Genomic DNA, 16,926 nt, shown 5'->3' with positions numbered 1-16,926 from the left:
GAATAAAGGAGCGACTGGAGTGTCCTACAGATATCGGCTCGATTTGCAGTTGTTCGCCGGCGAAAAAACCGAAAAAGCAACGCCTAAAAAACGCCAGGATACCCGTAAAAAGGGCCAAGTCGCCAAAAGCCAGGAAGTTTCCGGCTCGGTGGTGCTGCTTGCCTCCTTTTTAAGCTTGTTGATGTTCGGCGGATTTTATAAGGAACGGCTGGTAGGGCTGTTCAAGGACGTGTTTTTGCACCGTCTCCAAACCGGCATTTCGATCGGAAACGTGATGAACCTGGCGATGGAGTATTCCATTCAGATTCTCATCTTGATGGCGCCGATGTTTTCAATAACGATCGTGCTGGCTCTCGTCGCCAATGTGGCCCAAGTCGGATTCATGTTGACGGGCGAGATGCTCAAACCCAAATTCAGCAAGCTGGATCCGATCAAAGGGTTTAAAAATATTTTTTCGGTCAGGTCGCTTGTGGAATGCTTGAAATCGATTTTTAAAGTTACCGTAATCGGGCTGCTCGTTTACCAGACGTTGTCCGGCGCCTTGCCGAAGATCGGCAGGTTGTCGGAGACGAACATCGAGCAAACCTTTCATTTTGTCGCCAGCCTGACGATGAATCTGGGGCTGAAAATCGGCGCCGTCTTGTTTGCGATGTCGATACTGGACTATTTGTACCAACGTTACGAATTCGAAAAAAGCATCCGCATGTCCAAGCAGGACATCAAGGACGAATACAAAAAAATGGAGGGCGACCCGCTGATCAAAGGGAAGATCAGGGAGCGTCAGCGCCGGATGGCGATGCAGCGCATGATGCAGGAGGTCCCCAAGGCGGATGTCGTCATTACCAACCCGACGCACTTCGCCGTCGCCCTGAAATACGAGGGTTCCAAAATGGAAGCTCCGCAAATCATCGCCAAAGGCCAGGATTTCGTGGCTTTGCGGATGAAGGAAATAGCCAAAGAACACGGCGTCATAACCATGGAAAACAAACCTCTCGCCCGGGCCCTGTTCCACAGAGCGGAGATCGGGGATTCCATTCCCGCCGATTTGTTTCAGGCCGTGGCTGAAGTTTTGGCATATGTATACAAACTTAAAGGCAAGGTTAAATAAACTCAGGGATCGGAGGCAGTGAAGCCATTGAAAGCAAAGGAAATTACGGTATTACTAGGTGTCATCGGCATCGTTCTCATGATGATTCTTCCGATCCCGACATGGCTTTTGGACGTTCTGCTCGTCATCAACATCTCGCTTGCCCTGCTCATTTTGCTGGTAGCGATGAACACGAAGGAAGCGCTGCAATTTTCGATATTTCCTTCCCTTTTGCTGATTACGACGTTGTTCAGGCTTGCGCTGAACATTTCGACGACGAAACTGATCCTGTCCGAAGGGTTTGCCGGAACCGTGGTATCCACATTCGGCAGCTGGATCGCCAATGGACAAATCGCCGTCGGGTTCATCGTCTTCCTGATCCTCGTCGTCGTTCAATTTATCGTCATTACGAAAGGTTCGGAACGGGTTGCCGAGGTGGCCGCGCGTTTTACGCTTGATGCGATGCCCGGCAAGCAGATGAGCATCGATGCCGATCTGAACGCAGGGCTCATCAACGAGCAGCAGGCGCGGGAGCGCCGTCAAAAGGTCGAACGCGAAGCCGACTACTACGGAGCGATGGACGGTGCCACCAAATTCGTCAAAGGCGATGCCATCGCCAGCATCATCATTCTCATCATCAACCTGGTCGGCGGTTTCATCATCGGGATGTCGATAAACGGAATGGATTTCAAAGATGCTTTGTCCACCTATTCGGTACTGACCATCGGCGACGGCCTGGTCTCCCAAATTCCGGCGCTGCTCATTTCGACGGCATCCGGTTTGATCGTGACCCGTTCCTCATCGGAGGGCAATCTTGCCAGCGATTTGACGCAGCAGCTGATGTCTTATCCGAAACTGCTGTACATCGTAGGCGGCACGGTTGCCATGCTCGGCTTTTTTACGCCTATACATATCATTACGACATTGCCGCTAGCGGCCATCCTGCTGTATGCGGCCTACCGGATGCAGAAAAACATGGAGCGCAAGCAAATCGAAGTGGAGCAGCAGGAGGAGGAACAGCAAATCGAAGAGGTCCGAAGTCCCGAAAGTGTCATCAATTTGCTGCAGGTCGACCCGATCGAATTCGAATTCGGTTACGGCCTGATCCCGCTTGCGGACGTCCAGCAGGGCGGCGACCTGCTCGACCGGATCATCATGATCCGCAGGCAGTGCGCTTTGGAGTTAGGACTTGTCGTGCCGGTCATCCGCATTCGCGACAATATTCAACTAAAACCGAATGAATATGTCATCAAAATTAAAGGGAATAGCGTCGGCGGCGGTGAACTATTACTTAATCACTATTTGGCTATGAGTCCCGGGTATGAAGACGAAAGCATATCGGGTATTGAGACGCAGGAACCGGCCTTTGGCCTTCCGGCCCTTTGGATCGACGAGGCGACGAAAGAAAGGGCGGAATTGTCGGGGTATACCGTGGTGGATCCGCCTTCCGTCGTCGCCACGCATTTGACCGAGCTCATCAAGAAACATGCGCATGAGCTGCTTGGACGCCAGGAAACCAAAACACTGGTCGACAATTTGCGCGAAAATTATCCGGTGCTTGTCGACGAGCTGATTCCGAACGTGCTGGCGATCGGGGACGTCCAGAAGGTGCTGGCGAAGCTGCTTCGCGAAAAAGTTTCCATCCGCGATCTCGTCACCATTTTCGAAACCTTGGCGGATTACGGGCAATACACCAAAGATCCGGACGTGCTTACGGAATACGTAAGGCAAGCCCTCTCCAGGCAGATTACCCAGCAGTTCTCCCAGGAAGGGGAGACGCTCAAGGTCATTACGGTCGGCCCGACGCTGGAGAAAAAAATCGCCGAAAGCGTGCAGCAATCCGATCAGGGCAGCTATTTGGCGCTGGATCCGGTATCGACCCAGACGGTGTTCCAAAAGCTCAGCGAGCAGGTCAACCGCCTGCTGCAATCCGGGCAGCAGCCCATTCTCCTGACGTCGCCCACGATCCGCATGTATTTGCGGCAAGTGATCGAGCGGACCATGCAGGATATTCCGGTACTATCTTACAGCGAGCTGGAGCCAAATGTTGAAATTCAAAGTGTCGGAGTGGTGAATTTATGAGAGTGAAGCGTTATCTGGTCGATACGATGCCCGAAGCGATGCTCCAGATCCGCCATGACCTCGGCAGCGACGCCGTGATCCTGAGCACGAAGGAAACGAAAATCGGCGGCTTTCTAGGCATGTTCAAACAAAAGAAAATCGAAGTCGTCGCGGCCGTCGAAGAGGAGGCGCAGAAACCTGCCAAAGCCCAGCCTTCCCCGGCGTCACCTTCCCTCGCCGTTCCGAAACAAGCGGTGCCCAAAGCTTACCAAAAAACGGCGGAAATGACTTCGGGCGCAGGGACGCCGCAGAGCCAACCGGCTGCGTTGAAAGCAGCGGATGCGGGGCATCCGGAGACGTTCGCGGAACAAGCCGCGGCAAACGAAAGCATCGCGCCGCCTGCGGCTAAAGCCGCGGAAACGGGCAAAGACGGGCGCCCGCCGGCCGTTGGGATCATGCCATCGCCGCAGCCGGAAGCGCCGCCCATTGCTCCGCCCCGCGTGCAGCCTGCCCTGATGCCGGAACGCGCCTTGGATGAAAAGGGAAGATCCGCGGCCGAAGACAAGCTTCTGGAGGAGCTGCGCGAAATGAAGTCCTGGATGGCCAAAATCTCGCGCCAGTCCGCCATGCAGCGCACGCTTCCGAACGTGCTGGAAAAACTCCAGGACCGGTTGTTCCGGCAGGATATCGAAGCCTCGCTTATCCAGGAATGGATCGGCGATGCTTTTGAGCATTGGGAGGAGAAGGGCCGGAGCTTAAGCGACGCGGACATGGAGTCGTTTATCCGCGATCGCATCAAGGGGTTTTTGGCGGAACGTTTCGGCGGAGGCATCGCTCCCAGAACCAAAATGGTCTATGTCGCCGGCCCGACGGGGGTCGGGAAAACGACGACGATCGCCAAACTCGCTGCCGAACAACTCTTCCGCTACCATCGCAAGGTCGGATTCATTACGTCCGATACGTACCGCATTTCCGCGGTCGAGCAGCTGCGGACCTATGCATCGATCCTGAACGTTCCGCTGGAGGTGGTGCAGTCTCCGGGGGACATGCAGCGGGCCATGGAGCGTCTGGACTATTGCGATCTTATTCTGATGGATACGGCCGGGCGCAACTACCGCAACGAGCTGCTCGTTTCCGAACTGCAAAGCCTCCTGCCGCCGGTGGAACGCAGCGAGACGTACCTTGTCCTCAGCTTGACTTCCAAAAGCCAAGACATGAAAAAGATCGCCGAGCATTTTAGCAAATACGGCTTGGACAAGGTCATTTTCACCAAATTGGACGAGACCGGAAGCTACGGCCCCATCTTGAATTTGCTGAAGGAATTTCCTTTCCGCCTATCCTACATGACCAACGGACAAAACGTTCCGGATGACCTGCTCCTGCCCGGGGAAAAGCTGCTTAGCGATCTGCTGCTGGGAGAAGAAGGCGCATGACGGATCAGGCACAAACGCTGAGAAATTTGGTCATGATGCGCGAACGCGAACGCGCTGCCCTGGCGAGCGGCGAGCAGCCGCGGCAGGGAGCCAGGCTGATCACCGTGACAAGCGGAAAAGGAGGCGTCGGAAAGTCCAACTTTACGCTTAATTTCGCCTTGGCGCTGCAGTCCATGGGCAAGCGGGTGCTGGTGTTCGACGCCGATATCGGGATGGCTAACATCGACGTACTGATGGGGATGTCCGCCAAATATAACCTGTATCATTTGCTGCGGCGCGAGAAACGGATCGATGAAATCATCGAACGAGGTCCGGGATCCCTGTCGCTGATTGCAGGGGGTTCAGGTTTGAGCGATTTGTTCTCCTTGTCGCAAAGCGATCTGAATTACTTCATGCAGCAGATCGAAACGGTTGCGGACGGGATGGATTACGTCATTTTCGATACCGGCGCCGGTTTATCCCAGGAAAACTTCAATTTTATCCAATCGGCGGACGAATGCATCGTCGTAACGACGCCGGAGCCGACATCGATCACGGACGCCTACGCGCTGATCAAGGTAGTCAGCTCCAGGGAGCGCGGCACGACGTTCAAGCTGATCGTCAACCGTGCAAGCGATGAAAAAGAAGCCGCTCAGACGGCGGACAAAATCAGGGTAGCGGCGCAAAAGTTTTTGAACGTGGACGTTCCGCTGCTTGGATACATAAGCGATGACTCCCATGTTGTGCAGGCAGTAAAAAAGCAAGTTCCTTTTTCCATGGCTTTTCCGGGCTGCGCAGCGGCGCGCGAAATACAGCGGATCGCCAGGCTGTACGCGTCAGTCCCTGCTTCCCCGGAACCGGGCGCCTTGACAGGAATCAAAGGATTTATGCAAAAGTGGCTTCGTCGAACAAAATGATTCTTCTGTAAAAAGGAACAAGGGGTGGAAATGGCATGGCGCCATATAAAGTCCTAGTTGTTGATGACTCGGCATTTATGCGTAAAATTTTTTCGGATCTGATCGAAAAGGATCCCGCGTTTCAGGTCGTGGACACGGCTGTAAACGGGCGTGAAGCCGTGGAGAAAGCCGTCGGGCTGAAGCCGGACATCGTGACGATGGATGTGGAAATGCCCGAAATGAACGGCCTCGAAGCCTTGAAGCTGATCATGGCCAAGCAACCGATGCCCGTCATCATGCTGTCCGGCATCAATGAAGAAGGCATGAAGGAAACGATTAAGGCGCTCGAATCCGGAGCGTTTGATTTTATACGCAAACCTTCCCTGACGTATTCCCAGGACATCGGGCAGGTCGGGGATGCGCTTCTGGAGCAGTTGAAGGCGGCCATGGCCGCCAAGGAAAGAAGGGCTGCCTTTGAAGCCGAGGAAGAGAAGCGGCGCCTGCAGAAGGAAACGCTGCGGCCGTACACCGCTCCGGGAGGAGCTGTTGCCGAGTCAAAAAAGGCTGCCTCCGGGCCGCTTAAGCGGCCGCTGCCTCCTGCCGTGAAACAAGAGCCCCCGCTTGAGAAAACCGGGCGGAGGATCAAGGAGCCGAATAAAGCGAAGCCCGAAGCGCCGCCTCCCGTCAAAGTGGCCGAGACTGCGGCAGCGCGGGAATATATCGCGGCTTCGGCCCCGCTCGAGGAACGCCGCGAAAAGCGTAACGAAAAGCGTCACGAACTGCGCGACGAAAAACGCAACGAAGTGCGGCCTGCCTTTAACGACATCGTCGCCATCGGATGCTCTACCGGCGGCCCGAGAGCGCTGAAAGAGGTGCTGGAGCATATCCCGGCCGATCTACCCGCTCCGGTCGTCATCGTCCAGCACATGCCGCCGAATTTTACCCGCTCCCTTGCACAGCGGTTGAATTCCTTCAGCCCGCTCGAGGTCATGGAGGCGGAGGACGGCATGAAGCTGCAAGCGGGTTCGGCCTACATCGCTCCCGGCGGGAAGCATTTAAGAATCGTCAGGGACGCCGACGGCAGCTTTATAACGTCGTTGTCCGATGACAAGCCGCTGAACGGCCACAAGCCGTCGGTGGACGTTCTATTCGAATCGCTGCTGCCGCTTGCTTCCTTGGAGCGCCATGTGGTGCTGATGACGGGAATGGGCAGCGACGGGGCGAAAATGATGAAACGGCTCTATGATGCGGGCGTCAAAAGCACGTTTGCCGAAAGCGAAGAAACGTGCGTCGTCTACGGCATGCCGCGTTCGGCCGTCGAGCTTGATTGCGTGAGCCACGTTTTGCCCCTGCAGGACATTGCGGCCGGCGTGGTCCGTGCCGTGGGCCACGGGAAGTGAACTTATAAAGGAGGTGTCTCGCAATGGACATGAACCAATACTTATCCATGTTTATTGATGAGTCCAATGATCATCTGCAATCACTGAACGAAAATATGCTGCTTCTCGAAAGCAGCCCAAGCGATCTCTCGATCGTGCAAGTGATTTTCCGTTCGGCGCACACCTTGAAAGGGATGGCCGCGACGATGGGCTTCGAGGATCTCGCCGCGCTGACCCACCAGATGGAAAACGTGCTCGATCTGGTCCGCAACGAAAAGCTGGCCATGCAGGATTTTATTTTCGATACGCTGTTCAAAGGCTTGGACGCTTTGGAATCGATGGTGCAGGACATTACCGAAGGCGGGGAAGGAAAAGCCGACGTATCCGCGATCGTGTCCGCCCTTCAGGCGATCGTCAGAGGGGAAGACCCGTCCGCCAAGCCGCAAGGGGCAAACGCGCCGAGCGAAGCCCGCGCCTCCGACGTCAATACGGCCCTTAAGCTGGACGAATTCCAGTATGCCGTTCTGAACCAATCCATCGAAGCGGGGCACCGCGTGCTTTACATCGACGTCCATATCCGCGAGAACTGCCAGCTGAAAGCGGTCAGGGCTTACATGGTGTTCGAATTGCTGGAGAGATCGGGTGAGGTCGTCAAGTCCTTTCCGTCCACCCAGGACATCGAGCAGGAAAAGTTTGATTTCAGCTTCTCCCTTTATTACATAACGACCAAAGATCCCGCCGAGCTTCAGCGGCAAATTATCGGCATTTCGGAGATCGAAAAAGCCGACGTGACGGAGCTTGACGCGGAAACGTTGCAGCAAATGAGCGAGATCGGCGCCGCTTCGCAGGAAGCTGCGGCCGCCGTCGCTGCGCCCCCGGCCGCCGAGAAGGGGCAGGAAGCTCCCGCGGCCAAACCCGAGCAGGGTTCCGAGAAGGCGGCCCCGGCTGCCAAAACCCCGGCCAAAACGGGAGGCGCCGTGCCGACCCGTACCATCCGCGTCGACATCGAGCGGCTGGATGTGCTTATGAATTTATTCAGCGAATTATTGATAGACCGCGTTCGCCTGGAACAGCTTGCCAGCGAGATCCAGAACCATGCGCTGACGGAAACGGTAGAGCATATGACCCGTGTCAGCTCCGATCTGCAGGATATCGTCATGAAGCTGCGCATGGTCCCGGTCGACACGGTCTTCAACCGCTTCCCGCGCATGGTTCGCGATTTGGCCAAATCGCTCGACAAAAAGGTCGATTTGATCATCACAGGCGCCGACACGGAGCTGGACCGGACCGTCATCGACGAGATCGGCGATCCGCTGGTGCACCTGCTGCGCAATGCCGTCGACCACGGAATTGAGCCGGTGGCCGACCGGATCAGCGCGGGCAAGCCGGAAACGGGCACGGTGCACCTGCGGGCTTTTCACAGCGGCAACCATGTTTTTATCGAAATCGAAGAAGACGGACGCGGCATTTACCGCGACAAGGTGCTGAAGACGGCGCTCAAGAAAGGCGTCGTGACGGAGGAACAGGCGGCGGGCATGTCCGATGAGGAAGTGCATCAGCTTTTGTTCGCTCCGGGCTTCAGCACGGCCGAAAAAATTTCGGACGTTTCCGGACGCGGGGTCGGGCTTGACGTCGTCAAGGCCAAAATCACGTCGCTCGGCGGACAGGTCACGATCTATTCCACGCCGGGCAAAGGCACCAATTTCTCGGTACAGCTCCCGCTGACCTTGTCGATCATCGCGGCGATGCTGGTGAAAATGGGTTCGGAGAAATACGCGATCCCGCTGTCGTCGATCGTCGAAACCGGCATCGTCAAAAAAGGGCAGATCCGCGCCGTGCACGGCAATAAAATGGTAGAGTTCCGCGGATCGCTCATTCCGTTAATATCGCTAAGCCGCATTTTCAATATCAAGGATTTTGACGAAAACGAAGAGGAAGAAACGGAAATCATCGTGATCCATAAAGGGGAGCGCTTGGCTGCGTTGGCCATCGACCAATTTATCGGGCAAAACGAAATCGTCCTGAAAAGCCTCGGCAAATATTTGCCGCCGATCAAAGGCATTTCGGGCGCCACGATCCTGGGCGACGGGCAGGTCGCGCTCATTCTCGATCCGAACGTGTTCATCAAGTAATCCCGGCAACGTATAAAAGGAGGTTTTTTTCATGGGAGAAGAAATCAAAGTCATCGTCTTTAAACTCGGCAGCGAAGAATACGGCATCGAAGTGGACAAGGTCCAAACGATCGAGCGCATGCTTCCGATCACCCGGGTTCCCAAAACGTACGCGTTTGTCAGAGGCGTAATCAATCTTCGCGGCGTGGTCATTCCGGTCATCGATCTTCGCGGGCGTTTCGGCCTGGAAGAAACCGAATATACCGACCAGACCCGGATCATCATCGTGGCCGTAAACGAGATGGAGGTCGGCTTTATCGTCGATTCCGCCAACGACGTCATCGATCTGCACAAGGACAAAATCGAAACCCCGCCTGAGGTCGTCGGCGGCATCAAAGCGAAATATTTGGACGGCGTGGCCAAAATCGGCGACGACCGCCTGCTCATCATGCTGAATCTGTCCGAAGTGCTGAACAAAAACGAAATCATTCAATTGGAAAGTTTAGAGGAATAGTCCCGTGGAGGTCTTTAAACATTTCAAGGAGTTCAAAATGGATGTCCTGCGGGAGGTCGGGAACATCGGCGCGGGGAACGCCGCCACCGCTTTGTCCCGCCTCCTGAACAAACCCGTGGACATGGCCGTGCCCAAGGTGCAGCTGCTTCCTTTCGAAGAAATTTCGGAGAAGGTCGGAGGGGCCGAGCAGGTCGTCGTTGCTATCTTCCTCCGCGTCGAAGGGGAGGCTCCGGGGAATCTGTTTTTCATATTAAGCCCTGAGGCCGCCAAAAGCCTGCTGAATCGGCTGGTCGGCTTTCCTCCCGAAACGGACGGCATGTTCAACGAAATGGAGCAGTCCGCTCTCTGCGAAATCGGCAACATTTTGGCAGGCTCTTATTTGTCTTCGCTGGCGGATTTCACGAAACTCAGCATGTACCCCACCGTTCCGGCGCTGGCGATGGATATGGCGGGCGCGATCCTCAGCTTCGGCCTGCTGCAGTTCGGGCATATGGGGGACGATGCCCTGTTGATCGATACGACGTTCCTTGAAGGCGACCACGAGGTGGAGGGCCAGTTTTTCCTGATTCCCGATCCGGATTCATTCGCCAAGATCTTTAAATCCCTGGGAGTACCAATGGATCATGATTGAAGAGCAAAGCATTGTGAAAGTAGGCATGGCCGACCTAAACGTGGTGCAGCATTCGGGAATCATCCGGACGGTCGGCCTGGGCTCATGCGTCGGCCTTACGATGTATGATCCCCAGCTCAAATTGGCCGGCATGGTGCACGTGATGCTGCCCTCTTCGGACATCGCCCGCGAGGGGCAGCTGAACGTCGCGAAATACGCGGACACGGCGCTGCCCGCGCTGCTAGCCAAGCTCCTGGAGCTTGGCGCTTCTCCTTCGCGGATCGTCGCCAAAATGGCCGGGGGTTCGCAGATGTTCGCGTTTGCCGGCGCCGGGGACACCATGAGGATCGGACCGAGGAACGTGGAGTCCTGCAAAGCCAAATTGGCGGAGCTTCGCATCCCGCTTATAGCAGAAGACACTGGCGGCAATTACGGGCGCACCATCGAAATGGATGCCGGCACGGGCATATTGCTTATCCGCAGTGTACAAACAGGTGTAAAGGAAATGTAGCCATGAAAGGAAATCTGCGATTTAATCTGGTATTCGGCGTTATAGGATTGGTTTTGACCCTGTTGTTTTCCCTGATGAACAATAATTTGTTCATGACAAGCTTGATTCGCGCGGTGGTATCGTTTGCCGCATGGTTTGCGCTTGCGTTCGTGCTCCGGTGGGCATGGACGATGGTCAGCGTCCCGCAGGCTGAATCGGAATTCAATGACTGGAAGGCTGAAGACGCGCAGACCGGTACGCGTTTGGACTTGACGACTCCCGACGAGAGTGACGAGCTGAATGAGCTGTTGAAGCCAAAAACCGACCCGCCCCAAGGAGGGGATGCCGGTTTTACTCCACTCAATCCGCCAAAATTGGTCTCGAAAAAGGATCCTGAAGAATTGGCCAAGGCAGTTCGTCACCTGACAGAAAATTAAGGAGGGTGAGGGTAGTTGAGCGAGCGAAAAACTTCACATCTGAACCATGCCGGACTTTGGGAAGAGTGGAAAGAAAGAGGGAACCTGGAAGCTAAAAAAAGGTTGATCGAAAACTATCTGCATATCGTGGACTACGTGTCCAGCAGGCTGGCGATCGGGCTCCCGAAAAACGTTTCCAAGGACGATCTGGCCAGCAACGGCGTGATGGGCCTCATCGACGCGGTCGACAAGTTCGATTACAAACGCGGGCTTCAGTTCGAAACGTACGCATCCTTCCGCGTCAGGGGGGCGATTCTCGATTCGCTCCGCCAGGGCGACTGGGTTCCCCGTTCCGTCCGCGAAAAGGCGAAAAAAATCGAAGATGCGTACCAGCAGCTGGAACAGAAACATCTCCGGTCCGTAACGGATGCTGAAATGAGCGATTACCTGAACGTCTCGGAAAAAGAGTTCCAACATATGCTTCAGGAAGTGGCGGTGATGTCACTTTGCTCACTTGAGGATCCGATCAGGGAGGAAGAATCCGAAACGAGATTGTCCGTCATGGTGGACGACAAAGCCAAAAACCCTGATTACAAGGTCAACGAATTTTTTTTGAAGGAATCGCTCATCAAAGGGTTGGAAAAGCTTACCGAAAAAGAGCGAACCGTTGTATCATTATTATATTACGAAGATTTATCCCTCAGCGAGATTGCCGAGGTGATGTCGCTTTCGCCTTCGAGAATTTCTCAACTGCATTCCAAGGCCATTCTAAGGCTGCGCGGAACGCTCGAAAAACATCGGGAATTGCTGATGCAAAACGATTAACCGCTGTAGAAATGGAAGGGAGGAAAAGGATTGACAGCTCAATTAGGGTTGGACAGCTATCTAAACGTCACGTTTTCCGATGACAAAAGCGTCGCCTACATCCAATTCTCGAAACGTGATGAAAACTTCAAATGCACGGAAGACGATTTGATGCTGTTTTTGCGGAGCCACCAGGTTCAGTTCGGGATTGAAAAAGGGGTCATCAGCCGGATCGCGAGCCATCCCGAAGAGTATATGTTCAACCGCACGCCCGTGGCGATGGGGGAGCAGCCGGTCAGCGGCAAGGACGGATATATCGAATATGCGTTCAAGCTTAAGGACGAGCATCAGCCTCGGCCGCTGGAAACCGAGGACGGCAAGGTGGATTTCAAAGAGCTGCTGAGCCTGAACAACGTCATCAAAGGGCAGCTCATTGCCAGGAGGATCCCGCCGGAGCCGGGAAAACCCGGCATTGCGGTCACCGGGGAACCGATCCCGTTCAAGCCCGGGAAGGAAGCCTATTTTAAAGTAGGCAAAAACGTGGTTCTCGATCCTGAAGGAACATCGATGTATGCAGCCATCGACGGGCTGGTCACGACGACGGATAAAGGCAAGATCAACGTGTTCCCGGTGTATGAGGTCAACGGCGACGTGGACTACAGCGTAGGCAACATCGATTTTGTCGGCACCGTCGTCGTTCGGGGCAACGTGCTGACGGGGTTTCGGGTAAAAGCCGCCGGCGATATCCGTGTCGTGGGCGGGGTCGAAGGCGCCGAGCTGGAGGCGGAAGGATCGATTGAAATTACGAGCGGAATTATCGGATACAACAAAGGATGCGTCCGGGCGGGCAAAAACGTCAAAAGCTCGTTCATCCAGGACGGCAACGTCATTGCGGGCGAAGACGTCATCGTCTCCCAAAGCATCATGCATTCGAATATCCGGGCCGGCAAAAACATCATCTGCAACGGAACGAAAGGCCTGATCGTCGGCGGCAGCATCCAGGCGGGGGAACGGGTAACCGCCCGGACCATCGGCAACAGCATGTCGACGACAACCTCGATCGAAGTCGGGGTGCAGCCCGAGCTCCGAAACGAACTTGCGGAACTTCGCCAGCGTTCGAGACAGCTCATGGAAGCGCTTGACAAGGCGGACAAGGCGCTCCACCTGCTTAACCAGCTGGCATCGACGGGACAGTTGTCTTCAGACAAAATGGCGCTCCGGGTGAAGCTAAGCGCGACCAAAAAGTCGACGCAGCGGGAGCAGGAGGAAGTCAAGGGGCGGATTTTGGAGATCGAAAAAACGCTGGAAGAAACCGTCAGAGCCCGGGTGGATATCGTCAAAAGAATTTACGGCGGTTCCAAAATCGTGATCGGAAGGTATACGAGATTTATCAAGGACCCTGTCGAAAGGGTATCCTTTTATTTCCACGAGGGCGACATCACGATGGTCCCTTACGTATGACGGAGATGACGGCTTGCGGGATGCATAACAAATAGCGATTTTTGCAGGCAGGTGAATGTTCGTGAGTATGAAATCGGTAGAGATGCAAATTGCCATCCCCCGAACGACGGAAGCGGGCAGAATACAAAACGATATTCATCATCGGACCTCGCAGGAGCAAGAATTTTTGGCGGGGCAGCAGCAAAAGGAGGCCCAAGAGCTCCGGCAGAAAAGCGCGGGAGTGGACGAAACGGCGAATGCCGCGGTGCGGGACGAAGGCAAGCGCCACCCTTCGGGCCAGAAAGATTCTTCACGCCGGGCGTCCAAGCCCGAGGAGACGGGTGGGCACAAGGATGCGGAACATCCTTATAAAGGGCACCGTCTGGATGTTTCCCTTTGACGAAGAAATCGGACCCGACAGCCGGGCCGTGGCGAAAAACGTATTTAAAGGAGAAAAAAGCTTTGGAACCGTGGATGATTGTCGTTATTTTAGGCGCTGCCGCCATTGTCTATGCTCTCATGCTGCCTAAACGGCAAGTCGGGAAATCGGCGGACAAGGAGCAAATGGTCCGGGAAGTGGAAGCAACCCTGGAGCAGTACATGGCGGATATCGAAAGAGAAAACGAAGAGCTGGTGGAATTGATCGGCCAAATGAAGCAGGACATCACCTCCAAGCAGCTTGCGCATCAGGAACAGCTGAACGAGATGAGGCAGCGGTTGCTGCAGCTCGAGCAGCAAAATGCGTCGCATGAAGCGCGCCTCTCCGACATCGAGCAAAGAGACCGCCAAGCGGCGTCGGCGGTACTTGCTGAACGGGAAGGGGCGGCCGCCGCGGAGACGCAGATCCTCGGGGACCAATCCGTGCAGGATACGGCTACCGAAGAAGAGACGAAGGAGCCGTCCATCCGGGAACGTTACCCCGAGCTGTTCGAGCTTCACGCCCAAGGCAAATCGATCGAAGCCATCGCGAAGTTCACGGGCATGCAAAAAGGCGAAGTGACGCTGATTCTGCAACTGGCGAAACGGGAGGGGTCGCTGTGATCAAAAATCGTTCCTTTATGATCGGACTCGGCAGCGGGCTGCTGGTCGGCGCTCTTCTTTTGCAGCTTATGAACGCGGGAACCGGGGCGAACGTCGTGCCGCAGGCTTCGGAGGTTGTGAAACCGACAAAAGAGCAGCTGCAGGAACAAGCCGAAGCGTTGGGGCTCAAATTGGTTGAAGCGGACGACAAGCGGATGACCGAAGAAGAATGGAAACGGCAGATGATGGACAAAAGCGCGAAACCGCAAGGAAGTCCTGTAAAAGCGCCCGAAGCCAGCCAAAGGGCCGAAGCGCCCAAGACGCCCGAAAAACCGGCAGCCCCGGCTTCGAAGGCATCCGGCCAGCCTGCCGCCAATGCAGCCGCAGACGGCATAAACAAGCCGAAAACGCCCGAGGCTCCGCTCATTTCCGTCAAAATCGCCAGCGGAAGCAATTTAACCGATGTCGCCGACAAGCTGAAAAAATCAGGGGTGATTTCGGATGCGGCCGCTTTCGTCGAAACGGGCAGGGGACGGAAAATGAGCACGAAAATCCGCTCAGGCACGTATGAATTTGCTAAAGGCGAGGAGTTTGACAGCATCATCGCCAAAATTACGACAAAACCGCCTCGCTGACGTATAAGGCGCAGCCTGACGGTTTTTTGCTGTATCCGGGGGGCAGTGAGCCTGCCGCACCTAACGGTAACCGGCTTTGAGAGGTCGTTCAAGCGAGGGCTCATAATACGCTAATGGCGCGGCTTTGCAGGACGATTCCCTCCGCGGCGAAAATCCCGCGAATAGGCGTTGCATCGGGCATTCACTTATGGTATATTAATTGACGGTGTTAAAACACACGCTGTCGGATTTCGTAAAGGGTGCTTTCCTGATGGAAAGTCTTGACGGAAAATGAAAACAGCGGAGGACACAAAAAAACCAAATTTAGGAGGTGCGTGAAGATGGCAGTCATTTCCATGAAACAGCTTCTTGAAGCTGGCGTTCACTTCGGACACCAAACTCGTCGTTGGAACCCGAAAATGGATAAATATATCTTCACCGAAAGAAACGGTATTTACATTATCGACCTGCAGAAAACTGTGAAAAAGGTCGAGGAAGCTTTTAACTTCGTTAAGAGCGTCGCTGAAGAGAACGGAACGATTCTGTTCGTCGGCACGAAAAAACAAGCTCAAGACTCCGTGAAAGAAGAAGCGGAACGTTGCGGCATGTACTACATCAACCAACGTTGGCTCGGCGGAACTTTGACTAACTTCGAAACGATCCAAAAACGTATCAACCGTTTGAAAGAGCTCGAGAAGTGGGAAGAAGACGGTACTTTTGCCGTTCTGCCTAAAAAAGAAGTCATCATTCTCCGCAAAGAGAAAGATCGTCTTGAAAAATTCCTGGGCGGGATCAAGAACATGAAAGGCCTTCCTAGCGCCCTGTTCATCATCGATCCTCGCAAAGAGCGCATCGCTGTTGCCGAAGCACGCAAATTGGGTATCCCAATCGTTGGCATCGTCGACACGAACTGCGATCCGGACGAAATCGACTACGTCATCCCTGGTAATGACGACGCGATCCGTGCCGTTAAACTGTTGACTGGCAAAATGGCCGACGCCGTGGTGGAAGCTCATCAAGGCGAAGAAACAACTGCCTAAGATCAGCAGAAGCAAGCAATTGACATGAATTAAATGAAAAGGGTGGTTGGTAGGTGTATAACCTCTCACTGCCCTTTTTTTAAGATATAAGGAAGATGGCAACGGTGAATACTCTTCTTATATCGTCCAAAAAATCAACGAATTAACTTTTGGAGGGAAAAATCCTATGGCAGTAAGTGCTAGTGCGGTAAAAGAGCTTCGTGAAAAAACAGGCGCAGGTATGCTGGATTGCAAAAAAGCGCTGGAAGAAGCAAACGGTGACATTACGAAAGCGGTCGAACTCCTTCGCGAAAAAGGCCTCGCAGCGGCAGCGAACAAAGCGGGTCGCGTAGCGACGGAAGGCGTCGTTGAATCTTACATCCACGGCGGCGGCCGCATCGGCGTCCTCGTCGAAATCAACTGCGAAACCGACTTCGTCGGCAAAACGGATCAATTCAAAGAGTTTGCGCGCGACATCGCTATGCACATCGCGGCTTCCAGCCCGCGTTACGTAGCTCGCGAAGAAGTGCCGGCCGAAGAGATCGAAAAGGAAAAAGAGATCCTGAAAGCCCAAGCCCTGAATGAAGGCAAACCAGAAAAAATCGTTGAAAAAATGGTTGAAGGCCGCATCGGCAAATACTTCGAAGAGTTCTGCCTGTTGGAACAGCCGTTCATTAAAGATCCGGACAAAACAGTCGCTACGCTGCTGAAAGAAAAAATCAGCACGATCGGCGAAAACATCTCGATCCGCCGCTTCGTTCGTTACGAGCTGGGCGAAGGCATGGAGAAAAAAGTAGATAACTTCGTTGAAGAAGTTATGGCGCAAGTTAAAAACTAAGCAAGTAACATGCGCGGTTGACGCGCCTTTGATGAATATTGCGGGATGAAGAGCGGAACACGCCAGTGTTCCCTCTTTTTTCAGAGATCAGAAAAACAGCAGCTTTGCGTGGAATGCCGCCTGATCTCGTAAGAAAAACATCCGCTGCCAGGCCGCTACAGCCGGCATCGGAAGTTTTTCTTTTGAGTATGAGCATGACATCAGTTCTGGTAGCT

Annotated in this window: 17 protein-coding genes; all 17 read left to right on the top strand. The window is 54.4% G+C overall.

The annotated features are described in order from the left end of the window. The first annotated feature begins 19 nt into the window (after positions 1–19). A complete protein-coding gene (gene flhB / locus MKY58_RS17045; RefSeq protein ID WP_339321317.1) occupies positions 20–1,108 on the top strand; it encodes a flagellar biosynthesis protein FlhB in 1,089 nt (362 codons plus the stop codon). A gap of 27 nt (positions 1,109–1,135) precedes the next feature. Next, positions 1,136–3,169, top strand: a complete 2,034-nt coding sequence (gene flhA / locus MKY58_RS17040; protein WP_036706939.1) for a flagellar biosynthesis protein FlhA — start codon at positions 1,136–1,138, stop codon at positions 3,167–3,169. Continuing rightward, on the top strand, positions 3,166–4,581 hold the full coding sequence (flhF, locus tag MKY58_RS17035) for a flagellar biosynthesis protein FlhF (protein ID WP_339321316.1): 1,416 nt from the start codon (positions 3,166–3,168) through the stop codon (positions 4,579–4,581). The genes flhA and flhF overlap by 4 nt, the downstream gene beginning before the upstream one ends. Further along, positions 4,578–5,477 (top strand): MinD/ParA family protein, encoded by a 900-nt coding sequence (locus MKY58_RS17030; RefSeq protein ID WP_339321315.1) that lies wholly within the window; start codon positions 4,578–4,580, stop codon positions 5,475–5,477. The genes flhF and MKY58_RS17030 overlap by 4 nt, the downstream gene beginning before the upstream one ends. 35 nt (positions 5,478–5,512) lie before the next feature. Then, a complete protein-coding gene (locus MKY58_RS17025; RefSeq protein ID WP_339321314.1) occupies positions 5,513–6,856 on the top strand; it encodes a chemotaxis response regulator protein-glutamate methylesterase in 1,344 nt (447 codons plus the stop codon). 23 nt (positions 6,857–6,879) lie between these two features. Next, on the top strand, positions 6,880–8,967 hold the full coding sequence (locus MKY58_RS17020) for a chemotaxis protein CheA (RefSeq protein WP_339321313.1): 2,088 nt from the start codon (positions 6,880–6,882) through the stop codon (positions 8,965–8,967). 31 nt (positions 8,968–8,998) lie between these two features. Beyond that, positions 8,999–9,460 carry a chemotaxis protein CheW gene (locus MKY58_RS17015; RefSeq protein ID WP_036706945.1) on the top strand — a complete coding sequence of 154 codons (462 nt, stop codon included), beginning with the start codon at positions 8,999–9,001 and terminating at the stop codon, positions 9,458–9,460. Between the two features lie 4 nt (positions 9,461–9,464). Beyond that, entirely contained in the window at positions 9,465–10,091 is a 627-nt protein-coding gene (locus MKY58_RS17010) for a chemotaxis protein CheC (protein WP_339321312.1), read from the top strand. Then, positions 10,084–10,581, top strand: coding sequence for a chemotaxis protein CheD (locus tag MKY58_RS17005; protein ID WP_339321311.1), 498 nt, complete (start codon positions 10,084–10,086; stop codon positions 10,579–10,581). Before MKY58_RS17010 ends, MKY58_RS17005 begins: the two co-directional genes overlap by 8 nt. Before the next feature lie 2 nt (positions 10,582–10,583). Continuing rightward, positions 10,584–10,997, top strand: a complete 414-nt coding sequence (locus tag MKY58_RS17000) for a hypothetical protein (protein ID WP_339321310.1) — start codon at positions 10,584–10,586, stop codon at positions 10,995–10,997. 15 nt (positions 10,998–11,012) lie between these two features. Continuing rightward, the gene (locus MKY58_RS16995; RefSeq protein WP_036706949.1) at positions 11,013–11,801 is read left to right on the top strand and encodes a FliA/WhiG family RNA polymerase sigma factor; all 789 of its coding nucleotides are present in this window, start codon (positions 11,013–11,015) and stop codon (positions 11,799–11,801) included. A gap of 30 nt (positions 11,802–11,831) precedes the next feature. Next, positions 11,832–13,241 carry a FapA family protein gene (locus tag MKY58_RS16990; RefSeq protein WP_339321309.1) on the top strand — a complete coding sequence of 470 codons (1,410 nt, stop codon included), beginning with the start codon at positions 11,832–11,834 and terminating at the stop codon, positions 13,239–13,241. A gap of 67 nt (positions 13,242–13,308) precedes the next feature. Next, on the top strand, positions 13,309–13,620 hold the full coding sequence (locus MKY58_RS16985; protein ID WP_339325187.1) for a hypothetical protein: 312 nt from the start codon (positions 13,309–13,311) through the stop codon (positions 13,618–13,620). Then, entirely contained in the window at positions 13,617–14,261 is a 645-nt protein-coding gene (locus MKY58_RS16980; protein ID WP_339321308.1) for a hypothetical protein, read from the top strand. The genes MKY58_RS16985 and MKY58_RS16980 overlap by 4 nt, the downstream gene beginning before the upstream one ends. Further along, positions 14,258–14,875, top strand: coding sequence for a hypothetical protein (locus MKY58_RS16975; protein WP_339321307.1), 618 nt, complete (start codon positions 14,258–14,260; stop codon positions 14,873–14,875). The genes MKY58_RS16980 and MKY58_RS16975 overlap by 4 nt, the downstream gene beginning before the upstream one ends. 320 nt (positions 14,876–15,195) lie before the next feature. Then, positions 15,196–15,894, top strand: coding sequence for a 30S ribosomal protein S2 (rpsB, locus tag MKY58_RS16970; protein WP_036706955.1), 699 nt, complete (start codon positions 15,196–15,198; stop codon positions 15,892–15,894). A gap of 166 nt (positions 15,895–16,060) precedes the next feature. Beyond that, positions 16,061–16,711 carry a translation elongation factor Ts gene (gene tsf, locus MKY58_RS16965; RefSeq protein ID WP_036706956.1) on the top strand — a complete coding sequence of 217 codons (651 nt, stop codon included), beginning with the start codon at positions 16,061–16,063 and terminating at the stop codon, positions 16,709–16,711. The last annotated feature ends 215 nt before the right edge of the window (positions 16,712–16,926 follow it).

Origin of the sequence: Paenibacillus sp. FSL W8-0194, assembly GCF_037969745.1 — a bacterium.
Lineage (GTDB): Bacteria > Bacillota > Bacilli > Paenibacillales > Paenibacillaceae > Paenibacillus_AQ > Paenibacillus_AQ cookii.
Note: the sequence above shows the minus strand (reverse complement) of the source record. Positions and strands in the feature narration are given on the sequence as shown.

Coding starts and splice junctions, on each gene's coding strand:
- flhF (WP_339321316.1), top strand. CDS start 3,166: ATGAGAGTGAAGCGTTATCTGGTCGATACGATGCCCGAAGCGATGCTC.
- MKY58_RS17030 (WP_339321315.1), top strand. CDS start 4,578: ATGACGGATCAGGCACAAACGCTGAGAAATTTGGTCATGATGCGCGAA.
- MKY58_RS17025 (WP_339321314.1), top strand. CDS start 5,513: ATGGCGCCATATAAAGTCCTAGTTGTTGATGACTCGGCATTTATGCGT.
- MKY58_RS17020 (WP_339321313.1), top strand. CDS start 6,880: ATGGACATGAACCAATACTTATCCATGTTTATTGATGAGTCCAATGAT.
- MKY58_RS17015 (WP_036706945.1), top strand. CDS start 8,999: ATGGGAGAAGAAATCAAAGTCATCGTCTTTAAACTCGGCAGCGAAGAA.
- MKY58_RS17005 (WP_339321311.1), top strand. CDS start 10,084: ATGATTGAAGAGCAAAGCATTGTGAAAGTAGGCATGGCCGACCTAAAC.
- MKY58_RS17000 (WP_339321310.1), top strand. CDS start 10,584: ATGAAAGGAAATCTGCGATTTAATCTGGTATTCGGCGTTATAGGATTG.
- MKY58_RS16985 (WP_339325187.1), top strand. CDS start 13,309: ATGAAATCGGTAGAGATGCAAATTGCCATCCCCCGAACGACGGAAGCG.
- rpsB (WP_036706955.1), top strand. CDS start 15,196: ATGGCAGTCATTTCCATGAAACAGCTTCTTGAAGCTGGCGTTCACTTC.
- tsf (WP_036706956.1), top strand. CDS start 16,061: ATGGCAGTAAGTGCTAGTGCGGTAAAAGAGCTTCGTGAAAAAACAGGC.